Annotated in this window: 4 protein-coding genes; all 4 read right to left on the reverse strand. The window is 51.4% G+C overall.

Annotated features, from left to right (window positions below):
- Nucleotides 1-33 precede the first annotated feature (33 nt).
- The 4 genes from U0033_RS08990 to U0033_RS09005 are packed head-to-tail and all read right to left on the reverse strand — an operon-like array spanning nt 34 to nt 21,421.
- Entirely contained in the window at nt 34-4,809 is a 4,776-nt protein-coding gene (locus U0033_RS08990) for a non-ribosomal peptide synthetase (RefSeq protein ID WP_072365579.1), read from the reverse strand.
- Nucleotides 4,810-4,824: 15 nt separating this feature from the next.
- A complete protein-coding gene (locus U0033_RS08995) occupies nt 4,825-14,310 on the reverse strand; it encodes a non-ribosomal peptide synthetase (RefSeq protein WP_072365576.1) in 9,486 nt (3,161 codons plus the stop codon).
- Between the two features lie 41 nt (nt 14,311-14,351).
- On the reverse strand, nt 14,352-19,295 hold the full coding sequence (locus U0033_RS09000) for an aminotransferase class III-fold pyridoxal phosphate-dependent enzyme (protein WP_072365574.1): 4,944 nt from the start codon (nt 19,293-19,295) through the stop codon (nt 14,352-14,354).
- Nucleotides 19,292-21,421, reverse strand: coding sequence for an AMP-binding protein (locus U0033_RS09005; RefSeq protein WP_072365572.1), 2,130 nt, complete (start codon nt 21,419-21,421; stop codon nt 19,292-19,294). The genes U0033_RS09000 and U0033_RS09005 overlap by 4 nt, the downstream gene beginning before the upstream one ends.
- Nucleotides 21,422-22,060 lie beyond the last annotated feature (639 nt).

The following is a 22,060-nucleotide window of genomic DNA, read 5'->3' on the forward strand; positions in this document are numbered from 1 at the left end:
AAAGTTTAGAATTTTGAGTTATTGGGTATATGATTATTCAAATAGGGCATTGAGTTGATTCAGTTCCTCCAGCGACAGATCTTTATAATCGTAATCGCTTGGCGTGTACTCCCGGATGATACTGCCGGTACACAGTGCGGTCACTGTTTCCAGCGCTTCTTTGTAGGCTTCCATCCAGCGGCTGATCGTTTCTTCGCGGAACTGAACAGCGGAATAATAAACGGTGAGCACCAGCTGATTTTCCCGCAGGAAGCCGATTAATTCCAATGCATAATCACTTTTGTTGAGTGGTGATTCCACCGCTCCCGGTGCATGTTCCAGCAGGCGGAATTCACCTTCCGGCAAATCATCGCCGGTGGCGCCGAGGTAGTTGAATACCAGTTGAGGTTTGTGCATATGGCGCAGGGGGCTGTTTGTGGTGCTGTACTTTGCCAGCCCATAGCCGATACCATTATTCGGCACTTTATGCAGGAGTTCTTTGGTTTGTTTAATGTGCAGGGAAAGATCACCGACCTGCTGCAGATCCAGGCACACGGGATACTCTGCCGTAAACCAGCCAACAGTGCGGGATACAGAAATATCTTTCAGGATATCCGGGCGGCCGTGGCTTTCCAGCATCAGCTGCAGTTGCCGGAGGCCAAACACCCTGGCCGTAGCAAGGCCCAGTGCCGCCAACAGTAAATCGTTGATGTCAGTATTAAAGGCAGTGTGTGCCTGCCTGGTCAGCTGCGTAGTTACATCTTCGCCCAGGCGTACACTGTACTCCCGGATATCCTTAACAGCCGGGGCATTCAGGGAATCGCCATCCATTTGAATGGCGGCCGCACCAACGGTATGCATGCGCTGCCAGTAGTCTATTTCCTGTTTGAATTCGCTGCTGTTGGCATATTGTGCAAGGCGATCTGACCACAGCCGGAACGCATCTGTTTTCGCCGGCAGGGTTACCTGTTGTTGGGTGAGCTGTTGTGCATAGAGGGCGAAGAGGTCTTCCAGCAAAATCCTCCACGATACGGCATCCACCAGCAGGTGATGGATGGTCAGAAAGAGATGATCTCCTTCCGGCAGACGGAAAATGGCGGCTTTCATCAATGGCCCGGAAGCCAGGTGCAGCCCGGCCTGGAGCAGATCCGCCGTTTCTTCCATCAGAGAGGTGGCATTGGATGCATGACGCCAGTCGTTCACGCTCAGCGGCACCTCAATACCGCCAGGACGGATATACTGCAGCATTTTGCCGTTATCTTCCGTAAATATGGTGCGTAGGACATCGTGGAAATTGGAGAGCTCCAGTAACGCAGCCCGCATGGCTGTTTCATTAACCGGCTGTGCTGCCTGAAGCATGACGGCCTGGTTGTAATGATGCGGCACTGCTTTTTCCATAGCGAAGAAATCCGCCTGGATAGGCGTTAATGGCACATAACCTGTTACCTCGCCCTGTTCCGCTGTTACTTTCAGCGGCTTCAACGCCCCACTTAATTCACGGATAGTGGGCAGTTTCATAATATCTTTGATCTCTACCTTATATCCATGGCGGTATACCTGCGATGCCACCTGGATGGCGCTGATGGAGTCTCCGCCGCATTCGTAGAAGTTGTCTGTAACCCCGACCTTATCTTTCTTCAACACCAGCTGCCATGCGGCTACCAGTATTTTTTCCACCTCCTGTTCCGCAGCAACAAAATCGTTTTCTACTACAACTGCAGCACTCATGCGGGCCAGCAATTTACGATCCACTTTACCATTGGCATTCACCGGCAGCACTTCCAGTTCCTGGAATTGCCTCGGCACCATATATGGCGGCAGTTCACCGGAAAGCTGTTCTTTGATCGCGTTGAATGCTACCGCCTGTGCTTCATGAAAAACTACAAAGGCACTCAGGTACTTACGACCGGTAGTATCATCTGCTGCAATCACGGCCGCATCCTTTACGCCAGGCAACTGCGCCAGTTTGGCTTCTATCTCCCCCAATTCTATCCGCTGGCCATTCACCTTCACCTGGTAATCTTTACGGCCATGGAACTCCAGCAATCCATCCGGCAGGTAGCGGGCAAGGTCACCGGTTTTATACAGGCGCTGATTTTTCTCAGGCAGGAACGGATCAGTAGTAAATGCTGCAGCTGTTTTTTCCGGATCACCAATATATCCACGGCCCACACCTACGCCGGCCACACAAAGCTCCCCTACAACACCCACCGGGCAAAGGTTCATATAGCTATCAACAATATAGGTATGCATGTTGTAAATGGAAGTACCAACGGGTATTTTTTCCATGCCATCCGGCAGATGATTGAACACATACCAACAGGTGCCGTCTGACGCTTCCGCAGGTCCATAGTCATTCACCATCGTGGTATCCGGGTACAACGCAAACCAGCGTTTCACTGTTTCCGGCTTCAGTATTTCACCACCGCATACCAGGCGCTTCACCGGCAGCGGGTATCGCTCCGGCTCTTTCTCCAGGATGTCCAGCAGCAGGTTGAGATAAGTAGGTACAACCTGCAGCACAGTCACCTGGTGTACCATGAGTCTTCTTAAAAATTCCTCCGAATTATTCACCACATCATCGTCATATACCAGCGTTGTACCGCCTTTGATGAAAGCAGTAAAGAACTGCCATACAGAGATATCGAAACTGTGAGACGCATTCTGCACCAGCACGCTGTTGTTATCCATTTCCAGGTAATCTACCGTGGCGAGGGCATGATTCATCATGCCAATATGCTCACTCATAGCTCCTTTGGGTCTCCCGGTAGAACCGGAAGTAAATACGGAGAATGAAAGGCTGTGCGGATTAAATGAACTGCCGGGATTAGCTGCAGACGTACCATTCAGCAACTCATCAGTATAAATGAGGGTGCATAGCTGCTGAATTTTCTCCGCCACTGCCGGCGATACCAGGTTACGTTCTGCTATCACAGCTTTGACGCCCGCATCTTCCAGGATGGAGATGATACGGTTGTCAGGTAATTTCTTTTCGATGGGAATGTAAGCTCCTCCCAGTTTCCACAAGGCCAGGATGGCAGCCGCCATATTCTCCGAACGATCCATGAATACAGCTGCAAAGTCATCTTCAACAATACTCACCCGGTTACTGATACCTGCTGCCATTGTATTTACGCGGTCGTTCAGCTGCTGATAAGTTAAATACCTGTCGTTGCAGATGATCGCCGTTTTCTGCGGTGTGGCCACAGCAAATTTCTCCACCGCATGATAGAAGGTGGTGGAGAGATCATAGGCCCTTGCTGTATTATTAAAATCTTCTACCAGCACACGTTTTTCTGCGGCTGTTATCAACGTTACATCCTGCAGCTGTTGGGCCGTGCCGTCAATCACCTGCAGTAGCACAAGTTCAAAATGCCTGCAAATCTGCTTTGCATAGTATTCCTGTAATAATGCGGTATTATAGTTGAAGGAAACAGTGATCTCCTTCCCGGTTTCGACCATGATGTCCAGCGGATAGTTGGTCTGTTCGTGGAAAAATACATTTTCCAACTGCAGGGCAGCACCCGCCGCTGCCGCGGCTTCAGATACCGGATAGTTCTCAAACACCAGGATGGTATCGAATAAGTCGCCCTGAATACCGCTCCAGCGTTGAATATCATTGAGTGTGGTGTATTGGTATTCCCGGCACTGCTGTTGCTCCTGCTGCAGCTGCTGCAGCCAGCCGGCAATATGCTGGCCAGCCTGGCAGATGGTCTGCACCGGCAGCGTGTTGATGAACATACCGATGCGGCGCTCCACAGCTGGCAGTTCTTCCGGGCGCCCGGACACGGTTACGCCAAATGTAACGCCATCCCTGCCTGTATAACGATGTAGCAGCAACGCCCACACGCCCTGCATCAGTGTATTCACGGTAATATGCTGCCGTTGTGCGTATGCCTCAATTCTGGCAGTAACACCGGCACCCGTATGAAATTTTTCTGTAGCGTAAGTACCGAGGCCCCTGGTTCTGTTGGCCGTAGTTGCCACAAATGGTAACAGGCATGCCTCTTCTGTATCTTTCAGATAACTGCGCCAGAATGCCTCATCTGCCTCTTTATTGCGCGATTCCAGGTAGCGGATATAATCTTCATAGCGATCTTCCGGCACCGGCAGTAATTCCCTGCCCGCAGTGAGTTGCTCATATGCCTGTAGTACTTCTTCCATCAGAATGGGAACTGACCAGCCATCCAGCAGAATATGATGATGTGTCCATACCATACGGTAACGACGATCCGATAACCGGATCAGCGCCAATCGCATCACGGGGGCTTTTTTGAAATCGAAGCCACGCCTGCGGTCTTCCTCCTCAAAAGCTGCGATGGCAGCGTCCTGCGCGGCGGCATCCATCTCTCTGTAATCGAAATGATTTACGGGCAGTTCCACATGCCTGTATACGCATTGTACAGGGATATTGAAACTATCATAATAAAAGCTGCTACGCAGGATGCTATGGTTATTGATGGCATACTGCCAGCTTTTCTCAAATGCCTCCACATCCGGCGAAATCAGATCACAGGCAAACTGGTTGATGTATGCACCGGTTTCTGTATCATAAAGGCCATAAAACAACATGCCTTCCTGCAGGCCACTAAGGCGATACAGTGCACTTACTTCATCTGTTTTCTTTTTTGCCGGTGCCTCCGTCAGGTAGGCTATCAGTGCGGGTTTGTTAGCTTTAATAAAACTGATGATCTCTTTATCCTGCCGCACGGCGTCTATCTCTTCGGCCTTTAGCTTTTTCCTGTTGGCTTTCAGGCTGAGCGACTCACCTTCTGCCACCAGGGAAAAATGCCTGCTTTCAATATGTTCTACAAATTCTTTTATACTCATTTCTAGTGTATTGCTTTAGAAGTTCAGGATGCTGTCCATATCGGCCTCTTCCTCATTGCGCGACTGCTGCTCCAGGAAGAAGTTATCCAGCTCGGCGTTGCTGATTTCCGCATGGAGTCCGTAGTCGGACGGCGTGTATACCGCACCTTCCTCCCACTGACTCAAACAATGCTGAATGAGTGCGCTGAGCACCTGCAGGTAGCGATCTGCCAGCTGCTGAACAGTACCTGTATCGAAATGTATGCTGCTGTAATTCCAGGAAATATGCAGCCGGCCCTCTTCTACCATGGCCGTGATAGCGATCTTTTCCTTCACGGGGTTAAGCGGGCTCACCGTGGATACTGCAACATTGCTGTCGTCCATACCATTGAACCACTTACTGCTGCTCACCATATTATCCAGCTGCCCCAGATAGTTGAATACAATGTCCCAGGGATCTGTACCGGCAAGCGCCGGTTCCTGGCGAATGAACTTCAGCACGCCGTAGCCCATTCCTTTGTCAGGGATACTACGCAGTTGTTCTTTGATATTACGGATGAGATCTTTGTCGGTATTGGCATGGGTAACATCCAGCAGTACCGGGTACAGATTCGTGAACCAGCCTACGGTACGGCTGATATCTATATCACCACCCACTTCTTCGCGCCCGTGGCCTTCCAGTCCTATTGTCACTTTGCGGTGACCGCTGTGGTCGCAGATCACGCGTGCCAGGGCTGCCAACAGCAGGTCGTTGATCTGCGTTTTGTATACACCTGAAACATTTTGCAGCAATTGAAGTGTCAGTTCCGGGGAGAGGATGGCATGTATGTTTCGTATATCCTTTCCGATTAAAACACCGTTGTAAGATTTATCTACCGGCAGCGGCAGGTAGCCCGCTATCACCTGTTCCCAGTATGGAAGCTGAGCAGTAAGCCTGCTGGCGGCGGCATATTGTTCCAGGCCATGGTACCACTGGCGGTAGGATCCTGTTTTAGGACCAGGATTAGCGGCAACACCGTTCATCGCTGCATCCAGGAACAGTTCTATATCCTCCAGCAATATTCTCCAGGACACGCCATCCACTACCAGGTGATGTATAGCAATGAGCAGGCGATTATCAGCTGCTGATGCAGGAATTTGCAGTAGCGCGATGCGCAACAAGGGTCCGCTTTCTATGTCCAGACTTTGCTGGTACCGGGCTTCAGCAGTTGCGATCAGCGCAGGTAACTCGTATTCAGTGGCACCGGTCATGTCCTCTACCGCCACTATCTCCTGGGGCTGTATTCCGTACTCCTGTTGCCATTTCCCGGCCTGCCGGCGATATACAAAGCGAAGGCTATCGTGGTGTGCCATCAGTAGTTCCGCCATTTGCGTTAACGCAGCTGGCGTTACGGATTTGCTAATATTGAGTAAGATTGCCTGGTTGAAATGGCTCACTACAGCAGGGTTGCCTTCCAGGAACCATTGCTGGATAGGCAATAGCGGGCTGACGCCAGTGAGCGTACCCTGTTCTGCCTCAAAATGGCTACCGGTATTGGTTCTTTCGGCCAGCAATGCAGCGAGACCGGCGATAGTCTGACAGCTGAAAATATCTTTGGTATGCAACGTGAATCCCTTGCGTTTCATGCGGCTCACCACCTGTATGGTGATAATGGAGTCTCCTCCCAGCTCAAAGAAATTATCGTGTATACCTACCCGTTCTACGCCCAGCAGTTCCTGCCAGATATTCACCAGGGCAAGTTCCAGCTCATTGCCAGCTGCAACATAGGCCTGTGTGGTGATCTGGGTAAAATCAGGCGCGGGCAGCGCATTGCGGTCAGTTTTACCATTGGGCGTTATCGGCATTTCCTCCATCAGCACCATTAATGCCGGTACCATGTAGGCAGGGAGTTTGCTTTTCAAATATTCTGTAAGCAGGTTTTTATCCGTGGTATCAGCCTGCACATAAGCTACCAGCACTTTATGACCCGCCTGATCTTCCCTGGCAAGTATTACTGCCTGTGTTACCAGGGGATGCTGCTGCAGCACGCTTTCTATTTCACCGGGTTCCACACGATAGCCGCGTATCTTCACCTGGTAGTCTTTACGTCCCATGAATTCAATAGTCCCATTAGCCAGCCAGCGACCAAGGTCGCCGGTGGCATAAAGGCGTCCGTTGTTATTGAAGGGATCCGTTATAAATCTGGTATTGGTCAGTTCTTCGCGGTTCAGGTAGCCGATGGCAAGACCATCGCCGCCTACATATATTTCTCCTGTCACGCCTACAGGCATCAGTTGCAGTGCATCGTTGAGGATGTAAATCCTGGTATTGCTGATAGGTCTGCCAATGGTGAGCGGCCCATCTGCCGGTATTTCGGAGAGATGTATAGATGTGGCTACCACTGTGGCTTCCGTTGGGCCATAGTTATTTACTATCCGCAGGTCGCGGTTGTATTTCTTCAGCTGATCGCCGCCGGTGAGGATCAGCGGCATAACTGCTGCATCTGCTGCTGTCATCTCCGGTAGCTGTTCGCAGATAGCTGTAGGTAAAAACGTATGTGTAATACAGTTAGTGCGGAAAAATTCCAGCAGCTGCTCTACATCCAGCTTTACAGATTCCGGCACCGGGTATAATGCGGCGCCATGCAGCAGGTATGGCCATATCTCCCAAACAGCGGCATCAAAACCAACACCGGCATAGGTGGTAGCTCTGGCTTCCGGTGTAACATCAAATGCGTGGGCATGCCAGCTGCATAAGTTCAGCAGGGAACGATGGCTAACGATCACTCCTTTGGGTTCGCCTGTGGAGCCGGAAGTATAGATCACATAAGCAGGATCCTCCGGCGCTATTTCCACCGGCACACGGGTTTCAGGGAAAATACCCGCCTGCTGCGGGAAGTCGTCTATCCGCAACACCAGTGTATCCGGCCAGCTTTTCGTACCCCCGGTACCATTATCATCTGTGATTACTACGGCTGCATTTGTATCCGCCAGTATAAATGCAATGCGCTCCTCCGGATAAGCCGGATCAATTGGTACATAAGCTGCACCGGCTTTTACGATAGCAGTAATGCTGATGATCAGCTCCGCGGAACGCTCCATGCATACCGCTACCAGTGAGCCTTTCCCTATGCCTTTAGCGCGCAGGTAATGGGCCAGCCGGTTCGCGCTGCGATCCAGCTCCCGGTAGGAAATCACCTGCTCACCGTCTGCCACCGCTATACGATTTGCGTAAGCCAGCACTTTTTGTTCCAGTATATTCGTTACCGATGTGTTATCAGGATAACTAAGCTTTGTATCATTGAATGCCGTCAGCAACTGTGCAGTTTCCGCGGCCGACAACATGGGCAGCTCCTGCACAGTAGCCGTTCCCGCAGTTAGTATGGATTGTAGTAATTGATTGTAATGCGCTGCAAGCCGCGCTGCAGTGGCTGCCGTAAACAGGTCCGTGCAGTACTCTACTGCCAGCTGCAATCCGTCCTGCTCCACAAACAATTCAAAGGAAAGATCGAAGCGTGCGTGTTCACGTGGTAGCGCCACCTCTTTCACGTTCAGGCCGTTCAGTTGCAGGCCGTTCCCGGCTTCCGGCACATTATTTATGGCGAAGGCCGCCTGAAATGCCGGATTACGGCTCATATCCCGATGAATAGTCAGCTGATCCACTACCATTTCAAACGGCACATCCTGGTGCGTATAAGCCTCCATGGTAGACTGTTTCAACTGCTGAAGGAAGTCGGTGAACAGCGGGTTACCAGAAAAATCGCTGCGGATGGCAATCGTATTCACGAAGAACCCGATCAGCGGCTCCAGCTCTGGCTGCATTCTTCCTGCCACCGGTATACCCACACAGATGTCATTTTGCGTGCTGTGCCTGTGCAGCAACACGTTAAAAGCGGCCAGCATGGTGGTAAAGAGGGTAACGCCATTGGCTTTGGACAAGGCCTCCAGCTCATTACACAATGCTGCCGGGATATGATAATGTAACACCGCCCCCTTATTACGCTGTGTAAGAGGACGAGGAAAATCGGTTGGCAATTGTAACGGCTCCACGCCGTATAACTTCTCTTTCCAGTAGGCCAGCTGTTTACCCAATGTAGACGCCTGGATAGCTTTGCGCTGCCAGATGGCGTAGTCCGCATACTGCAGCGGCAGTGCCGGAAGTTCGGGGATATGCTGCGCCAGGGCAGCGTTGTAATATATCTCCAGTTCATGCGCCAGTAGCGGAATAGACCAGCCGTCAGACGCGATATGATGCATTACTATCAGCAGCTGGTAGTTATCGCGACTTTCGCGCACCAGCGTAGCCTGGAGGGGATGGTCTGCGGATAAGCTGAAAGGCTGCTGCCTGCATTGCGTGAGGAAATTTTCCAGGCCGGTAGCGCCGCTGAAAGCAGCGGCATCTACAAACTCAAGCTGCCACCTGTTCTCCGGCAATACTTCCTGGTAGCCTTTTCCATCTGTTTCGATGATTACTGTACGCAATACTTCGTGTCGGTTAACTATCTGCTGCAATGCCCACTGCAGGGCTTTCACATCCACTTTGCCAGTCAGTTTCAGCAGGAAGGAAAGATGGTAAGGCAGGGAGCCCTGCAGGCGATCTATGAACCACAGGCGTTCCTGTGAGAATGACAATGGAATAAGGCCGGCACGTGGCTGCTTTTCCAGCCCGCTGTATAAACTTTCATTCAGCACACTGTTGCCGCAATTTGCGGCCAGCTGTTCGATGGTGGTGTAGGTGAAGAAATCCCTGATGCTGATGTCCAGCGACAGTTCATTACGTATGGCCGACAGCACCCTCACTGCCAGCAGTGAGTGCCCGCCCAGTTCGAAGAAGTCCGCACGAACGCCCACTTCCGGAACATGCAGCAGCCGCTGCCAGATGTCCACCATCACGGCTTCTATGCGGTTACGCGGCGGCACCAGCGCTGCGGTGCTATTGACGCCGGTTTCCGGCATCGGGAGCGCTTTGCGGTCTACTTTACCATTTGTGTTTAATGGAAACGCGTCCAGCACCAGCACGTATGCGGGCACCATATAGGCGGGTAATATGTTGCCTAGTGCAGCTTTCAGGCTGGCTTCATCAGCGTCCGCGCCTGGATTCAGGGTAACGTAGCCGTAGAGTGCGCGTTGTTTGTCTGCCCCTTCCCTGTCCATCACCACTGCTTCTTTCACTTCGGGGAGCTTGTTGAGGCTTTGTTCCACTTCACCGAGTTCGATGCGGTAGCCGCGGATTTTCACCTGGTGATCTTTCCGGCCCACGAAAGCAATGGAGCCATCTTCCAGGAAGCGGCCCAGATCGCCTGTTTTGTAGAGGCGTTGCGGGGTATCGCTGAAAGGATCGGCTATGAATGATCTGTTGGTTTTCGACTGATCGTTTACGTAGCCGCGGCCTACACCGGTGCCTGCCACCCAGATCTCACCGATCACCCCGGGAGGGCACAGGGCGCCGTTGTTGTCTACAATGTAAATATCGAGATTAGCCAGGGGCTTACCGATAGAGATGCTTTCCCCCTCCGGTACCTGGCGCATGATGTGTTGTGTGATGGTATCTGCTGCTTCCGTAGGTCCGTAGCCGTTTACCAGCGGTATATGCGGGAAGGCCTGGAACCAGCGCTCCGCGAGATGCTTCTTCATTGTTTCGCCACCTGCCAGCATAAACCGGAGGCTGGTGAAAACAGTGGCCGTATCTCCCGGTAATTCATCCAGCACCAGCGACAAATATCCGGGCACCAGCTCCATGAGTGTAATCCCATCGGCAGAGACCTGCTGCAGGAAAAGGTCAGGGCGCAATACCACCTCCTGGCTGTAAATCACCGTGCTGCCACCGCAAAGCAGTGCGCCAAACATCTGGAATATAGATATATCAAAACTCTGGGAAGCATTCTGCGCAATGCGGCAGTTATCGCCCGCCTCCGCCTCCAGTTCACGGAGCCGCGCATACTGGTGATTGATCATTCCGCGGTGTTCCACCATCGCACCTTTTGGTGTACCGGTAGACCCCGATGTATAGATGACGTATGCCAGCGAATGACCGTCACGTTGCAGCGCAGGCACCTTTGTGCCGATGCATTCCGGCTCATCAGCGAATATGACCTGCTGAATGGCAGGGTATGATTGCTGCAACGCATGCACCGCATCTTCATACTTCCTTTCTGTTATAATTATTTTTAATCCGGCATCTTCCGCAATCAGCTTAAGCCGTTCCGCCGGTAATTCCGGATGCAGCGGCAGATAAGCGCCGCCCGCCTTCCAGATGCCGTATACAGCTGTTACCAGCAGCGGCGAGCGATCCATCAATACACCTACAATATCTTCCGGCTGCAGCCATCCTTCGGAATGCAGGGTGCCGGCCAGATTACCGGCATCCCGCTGTAACTCCGTATAGGTGACCAAATTAGTATTATGTTTTACTGCCACCCGCTGCGGATAGCGATCAGCTATTTCATCCAGCAGCTGATCGAAAGTGGTATGATCGGGGAAAGCCTGTTTATTGTTATTGAAACTCCGCAACAACGCAGCTTCATCGGCAGTAATCATGGGAATTGCAGCCACTTTACGGTAAGGATTCTCCAGGATGGCCTGAAGGATTTCCCTGAAATGGCGCACCATGCGCACAGCCGTGGTTTTGCTGAACAAGTCGCTGCAGTAACCGAAGTTGATCTGGAGTCCGCTATTGCTCTCCACTATCGCCACGTCCAGGTCAAACTGGATAGACCTTTCCTCCAGGTGTACTTCACTCAGGGCCAGATCCCGGATACGGAAATTCTCGGCACCGCCACCTTCATGGAGGGTGAACAATACCTGAAACACAGGGCTGCGGCTCAGATCGCGTTGTGCGCCCACTACTTTTTCGAACGGCACTTCCTGATGGGCGTAGGCTTCCAGCAGGGTATTACGCACCCGCTGCAGCAAATTATGTACGCTGCCTGCTTCGCCGAGGTCGGTGCGCAATGCCAGCAGGTTGAGGAAGAAGCCTACCAGCGGCTCCAGCGCTGCATAATTGCGGTTGGCTACGGGCACGCCTACACAGATATCGTGCTGACCACTATACCTGGCAAGTAATATTTTGAATGCTGTAAGTAAGATCACATAACGGGTAACGCCTTCCTGCCTTGCTACGAGGTCCAGCTGCTGGCAGAGCTGCTTTTCCAGTGCGGCGGTAACCATGCCACCAGCAGTACTTTGGATGGCAGGGCGGGCAAAATCAGTGGGCAGTTCCAGCGGTGATAATCCCTCCAGCTGCTTTTTCCAATATCCGGATTCCCGTTCCAGTAATGAACCGGAGAGATGCCTGCGCTGCCATATTGTATAGTCAGCATATTGCAGTGGCAATAGTGGCAGGTTGGCTTCGCGGCCTTCTGTCCGGGCAATATACCCTGTTACCAGCTCCTGCATCATAATCGGGAAGGAACCGCCGTCTGTGGCAATGTGATGCATTACAAACAGCAACAGGTGCTCCTGGTCCGCTTTACGGATCAGCAGGGCGCGCAGCATATAGTCTTTTTCCAGGTCAAACGGAACCTGCTGCGTTTCATTGATCAGTGCCTGAATGTCTTCTTCGCCGTTGAGTGCGGCAGCGTCCCTGAACAGCAGCTGCCAGCCTTCTGCCGGCATCACCTGCTGATAGGCCTCGCCATCTTTTTCGTGGATGAGCGTACGGATCACTTCATGGCGTTGCACCAGCTGTTGCAGTGCATATTCCAGTGCCCCGATGTCCAGCTTTCCGGAAAGTTTCAGCATAGCGGAGAGGTGGAATGGTACACTGCCCTGCATGCTGTGAATAAACCAAACCCGCTCCTGTGAAAAAGATAAGGGGATATGGCTGCCGCGGTCCTGCTTAACCAGGGGCTCCGCAGCAGCGTTGCTTGTATCAGCACTGATGAATGCTGCCAGTGATGCAGGTGTAGGATAGACAAAAATATCTTTAAGGCTGAGTGCACAACCCAGCGCCTCATTCATCAAACCAGCCACCCTTGCCCCCAGGAGCGAATGACCACCCAGGGAAAAGAAGTCATCCGAAGGTCCGATATCTTCCAGCTTCAATGCTTCTTTCCATACAGCTATGATTTTCGATTCTGTTTCATTTGCAGTAGCCTGACTATCGTACCAGTTGTCCGACAAGCGCACAGACGCCACATCCACACTGCCATCTTCCAGCTCCGGAAATTCCGGCAGCACCACGAAATACCTGGGCATCCTGGCGGCAGGGATGTATACACTGATCCATTGCCGTAAGGCAGCAGGTGAAAGGGTTTCACCTGGTTTTAGCGTAGCCAGTACTGTTATAGAGCTCTCTCCATTATGGAAATATTGTATAGCGGCAGATTTGTATACCAGCGGATTCGTACATACGATTTCCTCTATTTCATCAAGCATCAGCAGCTGATTGCCTTTGCGCACTTCCCGGCCCTGCTGGTTCAGCAACTGTATTTTTCCACCTGCGGCAAAGCGGGCATTGTAGCCGGAGGGCAGTAACCGTACGGCATCTGCGGATTGCTGCGGGTGAAAAGCTACGGGCCTGTTGAGCAGGTTATTCTGTATGAGCAGGCTTCCCCTGACGTTCAGCGGAGCAGGCCTGTTCTGTTCATCGTGAATAGCGATGCGGGTTTTACCAAATGGCCGGTTCAGGAGGATACTGTCGGTAATGCCCCACTCCACGTCCGCTGATTCCAGGTGGCCACTGGCCACAGACACCGGCAATCCTGAAGGCTGATAGGTATAAGAACCAATGGTAAGCCCTGGAAAATGTTTACGCCAGGCTTTGATGAGATGATGATTCACTTTGCGGTGGCCGCTGATGATCAGGCGGCCCTTTCCGATATCGTAGCGGGCAGGCTGATGCAGCCATTCCCGGATACCTTCCGCGGTGAGTTTCAGCAAAGGCGTACCTTCTTTCTCAATATTACCTGCAAACTCCTCGGTGAAGTGGATAGTAGCTTTCGCTACAATTCCCGGCAGCAGCCATTCCGGTAAATCATGGTATTGTTCGCCGGCCTGGGTAATCAGCTGATGGTGTTCCGTAATTCCAAATTCAGCAATGCTGTAGTCGATATGCTCCCGCAGTGAGGGCATATCGGCTATATATAGCGCCGTATTGTCTTCCGTGGTAGTCCGCAGCAGCAGGCCACCCTCCGGTGCGTATGGCGCTATATTCCCTTCTGCAAACAATGCGGAAGGAAAAGTATATCCATCTTTATCAAAAGCGATGACCTGTGGCAGATGAAACTGGTGAATGAAATTTCTGTCGGTGAGGATCACCACATCTCCCCAGGTCTGCAGGTACTGACGCAACGATTTATCATTTCCCGGATGCAGGAAGCAGCAGTAGCCGCCTGCCTCTATTACACTGAGCGCCAGGATCAGCCTTTTTACAGGATGATTTGAAACGATGGCCACTGGCCTGCCAGCGGTAGATTTCAACAACATTGCGTTGTTCCAGACTTCTGTTGCCAGGTCGCCATAACTCCACCTGTCAGGGCCGTAGATGATGGCCGTTTTTTCAGCAGCAACAACCGGCAATATCTTTCCTGATCTGATATTCATGTTGGTATAGCATTGCGGACAGCGTTACCTGTCCAGATCATTTATAAGTTGTTCCACGCGTCGAATACCTTTTCGCTTTCCTCACTATTGATCATCAGTTCACCTGCAGGTTTTTCAGGGTTGGCTACTATATCCGCCAGCAGCGTAGTATAGCAGTCAGCCCAGTTCTCTACTGTACTCCGGTTAAAAAGGGCAGTGTTGAAGTAGAAGCCGGCCAGAAGCTGTTCATCCATTTCTATCAGGCTAATGCTCAGATCATATTTTACAAATTGAACCGGTGGGAAGGTGACCGCCACTTCCAGGTCGCGGAAGCGGAACCGGTTTTTCACGCTGTTCATATCTATTTCTGTGGTGATCCGTGGTGGTACCAGGTTGGCCTCCCGGAGCAGGGAAACGAAAGAGCAGTGCTGATGTTGGATGATGTTGGCCAAACCGGTACGTATTCCCAGCAGGTACTCACGCAGTGGTATTTCGGGCGCATACAGGCTGTGGTAAGGCAGCATGCTCACACATTGCCCAACGAGGCAGTTCTCTCCCATCTGTGCCTGACCGGCAGAAGGGATTCCGATAACGAAGGCGTCCTGGCCTGCCAGGCGATGCAAGAGCAGGTTGTATGCACCGAGCAGAATATGGAACAGGGTTAATTTTTCCTGTTGTGCAAATGCCTGGAGCTGTTTGCGTAGTGCCGGGTCAATTGTAAGCGTGAAGCTATCTCCGGGTTTACCTGTGGCAGCAGCACTGAGCTTATCTGCCGGCAATTCAATGGCGGGATAGTCTTTTTCAAAAGCTGCCTTCCAGAAGGCGTTGTTTGCTGCTGTGTGCTCCTGCTGCATCTGCTGCTGCCATTTATTGAAAGAGGCAATGGTGGTTGCTGCAGGTAATGCCACCGGCTCTTTACCGGTAATGGAGGAATAAGCCAGTCCTATTTCGCTCCAGATCTGTTCAATAGACCAGCCATCAGCCACAATGTGGTGGGCTGTCATCAGGAGGGAATGATGTTCGGAAGCATGTTCCAGCAGCAGGAAACGGATGAATGGACCATGATCCGGGTGGAAAGGTTCCTTACCTCGTTCGCTGAGCCACTCTTCAATTGTAAGACCTCTGTGCTGTAACGCTGCTATGTTCACTTCTTCAAAGGAAACTTCTGCTGAAGAGGCTACCAGCATGCCTTTTTCGCTGAGACTAATCGTTCTCAGGGCCTGGTGCCTGTTTACAACAATATTAATCGCTTCACGCAGCGCTTTTTTATTCAGCGGGCCACGCAGATCTGCTACCTGGTTTTCGTTGAATGCACTGGATGCCTGCAGATCAGCTGCTGACAGGGCATACAGCTGTTCCTGCTCTTCTGTAAACGGAACCAGCTGGGTGGCCGCAGCAGGCTGCTCAACACTTACCCAACCTCCTTCTATCATTTCAGTCAAACTGCGGATAACGGCCTTGTAGATGTATTCTATATGTTCATCCGTATGTGCAGTAGAGAGGAAACAGTTCCTGCCTTCCCACACATATACGCCATTTGCCAGCAGGTGCTGAAAGAACAGTTCCCAGTTACCTTTCAGCACGAAGCGGAAGAGTGAACCAAAGTGTACTACGGACACCGGTATACGTTTTCCTGTCAGGTATTCGTTTAAACGGTTCGCCAATTGCGCAGTGCGGGCATTGAGCTTTTCCTGCAGCTGCGGTCCCTCCTGTTTCAGGTAAGTGAGGATACTTAGCGCAGCGCGCATTGTCAGCGGATGCTGGTTGAAGGTACCTGCTACGAAAGTGGTGGTTTTATCAGGGAAAGAAGCATCTCCGAACTTCCACATACCACCGTCTACTGCATCCATGAATCTGGACGTGCCTCCTACAACACCTATTGGCATACCACCACCTACAATTTTACCATAGGTAACCAGGTCAGCTTTCACACCGAACCATGCCTGGGCACCGCCCTGGTGGATACGGAAGCCGGTGATCACTTCATCTATGATCATAGCAGCACCTGCTGCAGCGGTAATTTCTCTTACTGCATGCAGAAAATCACGTGGCTGAATGTCCGGCTTGCGGCTCTGTACCGGCTCTACCAATACTGCCGCCAGTTCATGTGCATGTGCCCTGATAAACTCCAGAGACGCCGGTGTGCCGTAATCCAGCACGGTTACATTACTCACGTAGTTCTCCGCAATACCCGGCGCCAGTGGAATGGAAGTAGCAGGATCCAGTGCATTGGCCAGGGCCAGCACACCATCAAAGGTGCCATGGTAGGAACCTTTAAAGAATACTACCCTGCTTCTTCCGGTGGTGGCTCTTGCCAGTCGCAGCGCCACCATGACGGCCTCTGACCCGGAGTTGTAAAACGCCACTCTTTCTACGCCCGTCATTTCCGTAATCAGTGTAGCCACTTTACCAGCGGTGTCCACCATCGGACCTACCGGAAAGCCATTTTTCATTTCAGCCAGCAAGGTGGAATGAATGAACTCAGGATTGTATCCCAGCAGGTTTACGCCAAATCCCATGGTGAGGTCCACGTAGCGGTTCCCATCTACATCCACGATATTGGCACCACTGCCGCTTTCGGCAATGATCTGGTAGGTGATCTCCTTCAGTTCAGGGCGGAAGCCTGCCACATTTCTGTTGTTGGCCAGTACCTGGCGATAGGCTTGCGTGGAGTCTTTCGACTTTGCCGTACGTTTGTTGATGCGGGCGGACAGCTGCTGCAGATGTTGCAGTTGTTGTGGTGATAGGTTATGATCGGATTTCTTCTGAACCTCTTTATAGGGAACGTAATAATTAATTTGTGTGGGCGCGGCGCCAGCCTGTGCGGCAGGTACTGCAACCGTGGCCGCAGGCGCTGCCACGGAGGCTGCTACACCACTGATATTTTCGAGCAGGTAATCTGTAAGCGAACGTAAGGTGTTCAGCTTTTCGTAGAACTGGGCCATTTCCAGCTGCAGCTTCCACTCTTTGCGGATACCCTGAATCAATTGCATGATGATGAGCGAGTCCAGCCCCAGGTGCATGAAATCGGCATCTTCACCAATATCTTCAGGCTTCAGATCAGTATCCTTCGCAATCATGGTGCGCAGTGCTGCATACACCTGATCGCGTGTGTACGATACCGTTATCTGGGCCGCTGCCGGCGCTGCGGAATTCACCGCTGCCACCTTTGTAAAAACAGGCCAGCAACGAACTGCATTTAATGGATAGGGCGGCAGCGCAATTTTAACAGCATGCGTGTTCTTATATAAAGCATCCCAGTCTATGATGCCTCCTTCCAGGTAAAGTTCCGCCAGTTCTTTCAGGCTGCTTACACCGGGTTCTACACGGAACCTGCGGGCGGCCTGCATTTTCAGGCTGGCAGCTTTCTTCAGCGAATCTGTTAGGTGAGTGATACTGTCGGTCACAAAAGCAATGCGCCAGGAATAATGACCACGGGCAGTGTTGGTAGCGAAGCAGATGTTTTCCAGGTCGGCGGCTGATTTGTCGGCCAACCAGGATACATATGTATTCGCGAGCACCTGCAGGTCTTCGCTACTGTCGGCGGACAATGTAAACAGGTAAGCACTTTCCTTTACTTTACCATTGGTAGCGGCTACCGGCGTTGGCACATATTCTTCCAGCACCACGTGGGCATTAGTGCCGCTGATGCCAAATGAACTGACACCACAACGACGAACGCCGACACTGGCGGGTGGATTCCAGCTGATAGCTTCCGTATTGATATAGAATGGAGAATCCGCGAGATTGATCTCAGGATTGGGAGATGTATAGTTGATGACAGCGGGGATCGTTTGATGTTGCAGCGCAAGTATACACTTCACGAGGCCTGCCACGCCAGCTGCTTCGAACAGGTGGCCTATGTTGCTTTTCACTGCGCCGAGGGCACAGCTGTTCTTTACTGCCTGCTGGCCAAATGCATCTGTGAGCGCCTGGAATTCAATAGGGTCGCCAAGTGCAGTACCGGTACCATGCGATTCAATAAAGGTGATGCTGGCAGGATCAACGTTGGCAGCTTCCCAGGCGCTTTTCAGCACGGCTTCCTGTGCGGCCATGTTAGGCGCTGTAATGCCGGCGGAAGTACCATCCTGGTTTACGGCGCTGCCTTTGATAATAGCGTGTATACGGTCACCATCAGCCACTGCTTTATGTAGTGGCTTCAGTAAGATCACAGCTACGCCCTCTCCCACACCGGCACCATCTGCTGCGGCATCGAATGCTTTTGTACGGGCTGTGGGCGATTCAAAGCCCACTTCATACTGTCCTGCTTCAGGAACAAGGTACAATCGGCCTCCACCGGCAAGCGCCATTTCACAGTCGCCATTCATTAGTGCGCGGCAAGCCTGGTGAATAGCTACCAGTGAAGAAGAGCAGGCCGTGTCAATAGTGATGGCAGGGCCTTTCAGATCCAGGAAATAAGAGATGCGGCTGGAAGTGATCGCATTGTTGTTACCGGTGAGCGCATTGGAGCTGAGCCGCTGCTGGTCGCTGGCGACAATCATATCCAGGTATTGGCCATAGGTGATATCTCCGGATACTCCCAGGTAAATGCCGGTGTTCTCTGTGGCCGGGGTGTTCAGGTATCCGGCATCTTCCATGGCCTGCCAGGATGTTTGCAGTAGCAGGCGTTGCAAAGGATGCATCAGCGCTGCCTCTTTATGTTTGAATTTGAAAAAACGATGGTCGAATTCGTCGATACGGCTTAGGAAAGCTGCCTCGCGGTAGCCGGTTGGCAAGGGTTTGCCGGCAGCGCGCATGTATGCTGAGATGTCTTCGCTTCTTTGTGCAGGAAAGGTAGTGATATGATCGCGACCTGCCAGCAGGTTATTCCAATAAGCAGCAGGGGTATCGGCCTGAGGAAAACGCAATGCTACACCTATAACGGCTACGTCCATACGTCTAGCGCCCTGGGTTTCCAGCTGCTGCAGGCGGGTTTTGTATTCCTCCATACGGAGGTATGCTTTCTGGAGCGGACTCAGTTCCGCAAATTTCTCGTCCTTTTTCATAATGGATTTTCATTAAGGAGTAATGCTATTTGTTCATCGGACAATGCGGCTACTTTCTCCAGCAGCCCATTGTTGGCTTGTGGTGGGGTCACTTCTGTATGAGTGCTGGTGGCAGTTGGAAATAACTTTTTATAGATAAAGCCGGCCAGTTTATCGATAGAGGGGTATTTATATAATACGCCGATGGCGAGGTCGATATTCAACCTGCGTTCCAGCAGATTTCTCAGCTGTACGCCGTGGAGCGATTTCATGCCCTGATCTACCAATGGTTGGATCAGGTCCACATCTGTGGCTGAAATTTTAAGCAGGGAGGCTACTGTTTCCTGCAGCCAGCTTTCGATTTTGTGTAACCGTACAGTGGGTTGCTCCTGCTGCCACTGATCGAGGAAACGCTTGGCAGATAAGGACTTCAGGGCACTCAGTACCTCAGCAAATTCATTGCGGCGGAAGCGCTGCAGCATTTCGAAATGTTGGATTTTGCCGCTGGTGGTTTTGGGAATTTCCCTTACTGGTATCACCACATCGGGAACGATTCCGATCACATCACTGAGGGTGGCCACCACTGCTTCTTCGGTATCAGCAAAGGCAGCAGGTGTGCCTTTAAACAACACGAAAATCACCAGCCGCTCCCGCTCATTGCTATCGCCGGGAATACCGCATGCTACTACTTTTCCGGCGGCTATACCGGGAATACCGAACAGCAGTCTTTCTATATCGTGATGATAATAATTATTACCCTGCAGGATGATCATGTTCTTATGTCGACCGGTGATAATCAGCTGGCCGTTGGGATGAATCAGTCCGAGGTCGCCGGTGCGCACCCAGCCGTCGTTCGTCAACAGTGCTTTGGTCGCCTCTTCATTGCGGTAATATCCTGCTGTAACATTCAGGCCACTGATATGGATATGCCCTACCGTACCGGGTGCCAGTATCTCATCTTTATCTCCGCAAACCCTTACTTTGCAATGCCTGGCGGGCGTTCCGCACTCTACAAAACCCACTGTCTGCGGGGAGGTATTTTCTTCTTCTATTACTACATCGGAAATACGAAGACTGTCGCGCTGAAAGAAGTGTTCATTTACAGGTGCGTCTGCGGCGCTTAAGGTTACGCACACGGAAGCCTCTGCCATACCGTACCCGGGGGCTATAGCCAATGGTGACAATCCCATGGGCTTTAGTTTGGTGGCGAAGCGGCGACATACTTCTGCAGAGATAGGTTCTGCGCCGTTGATAATCATCCGTACAGAGGAGAGGTCCCAACTGCCTGCAGATTTGTTATCCATGGCTTCCATGAAGTATTCGTATCCGAAGTTGGGCGAATACAGGATGGTGGCTTTATGGCGGTTGACTGATTCCATCCACAGCAGCGGCCTTCTGATGAACAGTGGTGTAGGCATAAGATACTGAGTGCATCCGGCTTGTACAGCGGTGAGGTGGAAAGCGATCATGCCCATATCGTGCGACAGCGGCATCCAGCTGAGTTTTATATCTGCTGGCGTCAGCTGCATTTTTTCGGCGAGATCAATTGTATTATAGAAAAGGTTGCGATGTGTGAGCATCACGCCCTTGGGGGCACCGGTGGAGCCGGAGGAATATTGAATGAATGCAAGGTCGTCCAGTGCAGGAGCATGTAGAACCGAGGTATCGGGGAAGCTGCTGAAGTCTGTACCTGAATAAATTGTATGCTCGAGCAGCTGCGTTATGGACGTTTCCGGGGCTTCCTCCTGTATATAGCTGGTGAGGCGTTGTACATGATCTTCTGCTGCAAACAGGTGGGGATGCTTTAGGGTATCCCATATCTTCAGCAGTTTCAGTTTATGTTCATTCTTTGTTCCGGTAGATACGGGAACTGGGATGATGCCTCCGAGGAGGCAGGCCCAGAAGGCTGTGAGCAGTAGTTCATTATCTTCTTCCTGGATAATGAGTTCATCGCCGGATTGCATACCAGCAACAGTTTGCAGGTAATACAGGCAATGTTTCGCTTTTTTAATAAGTTGCGGATATGCAACGAATATTTCCTGGTCCCCGCTTTTAATAAAGGTGATTCCTTTTTCATTTTCATCCTGCAGCCGGAGCAGCATATCAGTCAGCGGTATGCAGGTAAGGGTGTGTAAAGAACTCTCCATAGGGCAATAACATTTATGATAAATATTTTTGTTGCAGATGTTGGCTGATGGAGGACAAAGGGATGCAGGGCTAAAACGGTACGAGTTTTATTCACGGTAACAAAACTGTACGCGTTTTAGCAAGCACCTCCCGGCCGCACCGGTAAATGCGGCAGATTATAGCAAACGTCCGTTGGATAGGAAGTACCGGCAAAGTTCCACCAGCACCGGGTTCCCGGCGAACGATCAGCTCAGCATGTGCTAATTGAAATTTTTAAGCGCATAGTCTCCTGGCACATCGACCAGCATTGCTACCGGCCGTGGCTAAAGTCCTTTTACTATAGGGCGTCCATAATTCAATCCGTTTCTTTCTATTATTAAATAAAGGTTTCATGGCGATAAACAGTATTTCAGCAATCATTCTATTTTTTGTTATAGGGGGTATACACATTACCAATTCGTCTCTCCTCCCAATAAATAATTAAAACAACGGGGATACTCCATGCACGCAAGGCTTACATGTGACAAGTAATCCGTGACAGTTAATTAGCTAAATAAAAAGACGTGACAGCTGACAATAGCGATAGTATACTATTGAAACAATGAACCATTGGTAGCTCAGAGCCAGAGGACGCTCTAAAACATAACATCATCCTGGAA

Origin of the sequence: Chitinophaga sancti (genome assembly GCF_034424315.1) — a bacterium.
GTDB lineage: Bacteria > Bacteroidota > Bacteroidia > Chitinophagales > Chitinophagaceae > Chitinophaga > Chitinophaga sancti.

Bases quoted from the DNA above. Each gene is read 5' to 3' on its own strand.
- U0033_RS08990 (WP_072365579.1), bottom strand. From the start codon at position 4,809: ATGAGTATAAAAGAATTTGTAGAACATATTGAAAGCAGGCATTTTTCC.
- U0033_RS08995 (WP_072365576.1), bottom strand. From the start codon at position 14,310: ATGAATATCAGATCAGGAAAGATATTGCCGGTTGTTGCTGCTGAAAAA.
- U0033_RS09000 (WP_072365574.1), bottom strand. From the start codon at position 19,295: ATGAAAAAGGACGAGAAATTTGCGGAACTGAGTCCGCTCCAGAAAGCA.
- U0033_RS09005 (WP_072365572.1), bottom strand. From the start codon at position 21,421: ATGGAGAGTTCTTTACACACCCTTACCTGCATACCGCTGACTGATATG.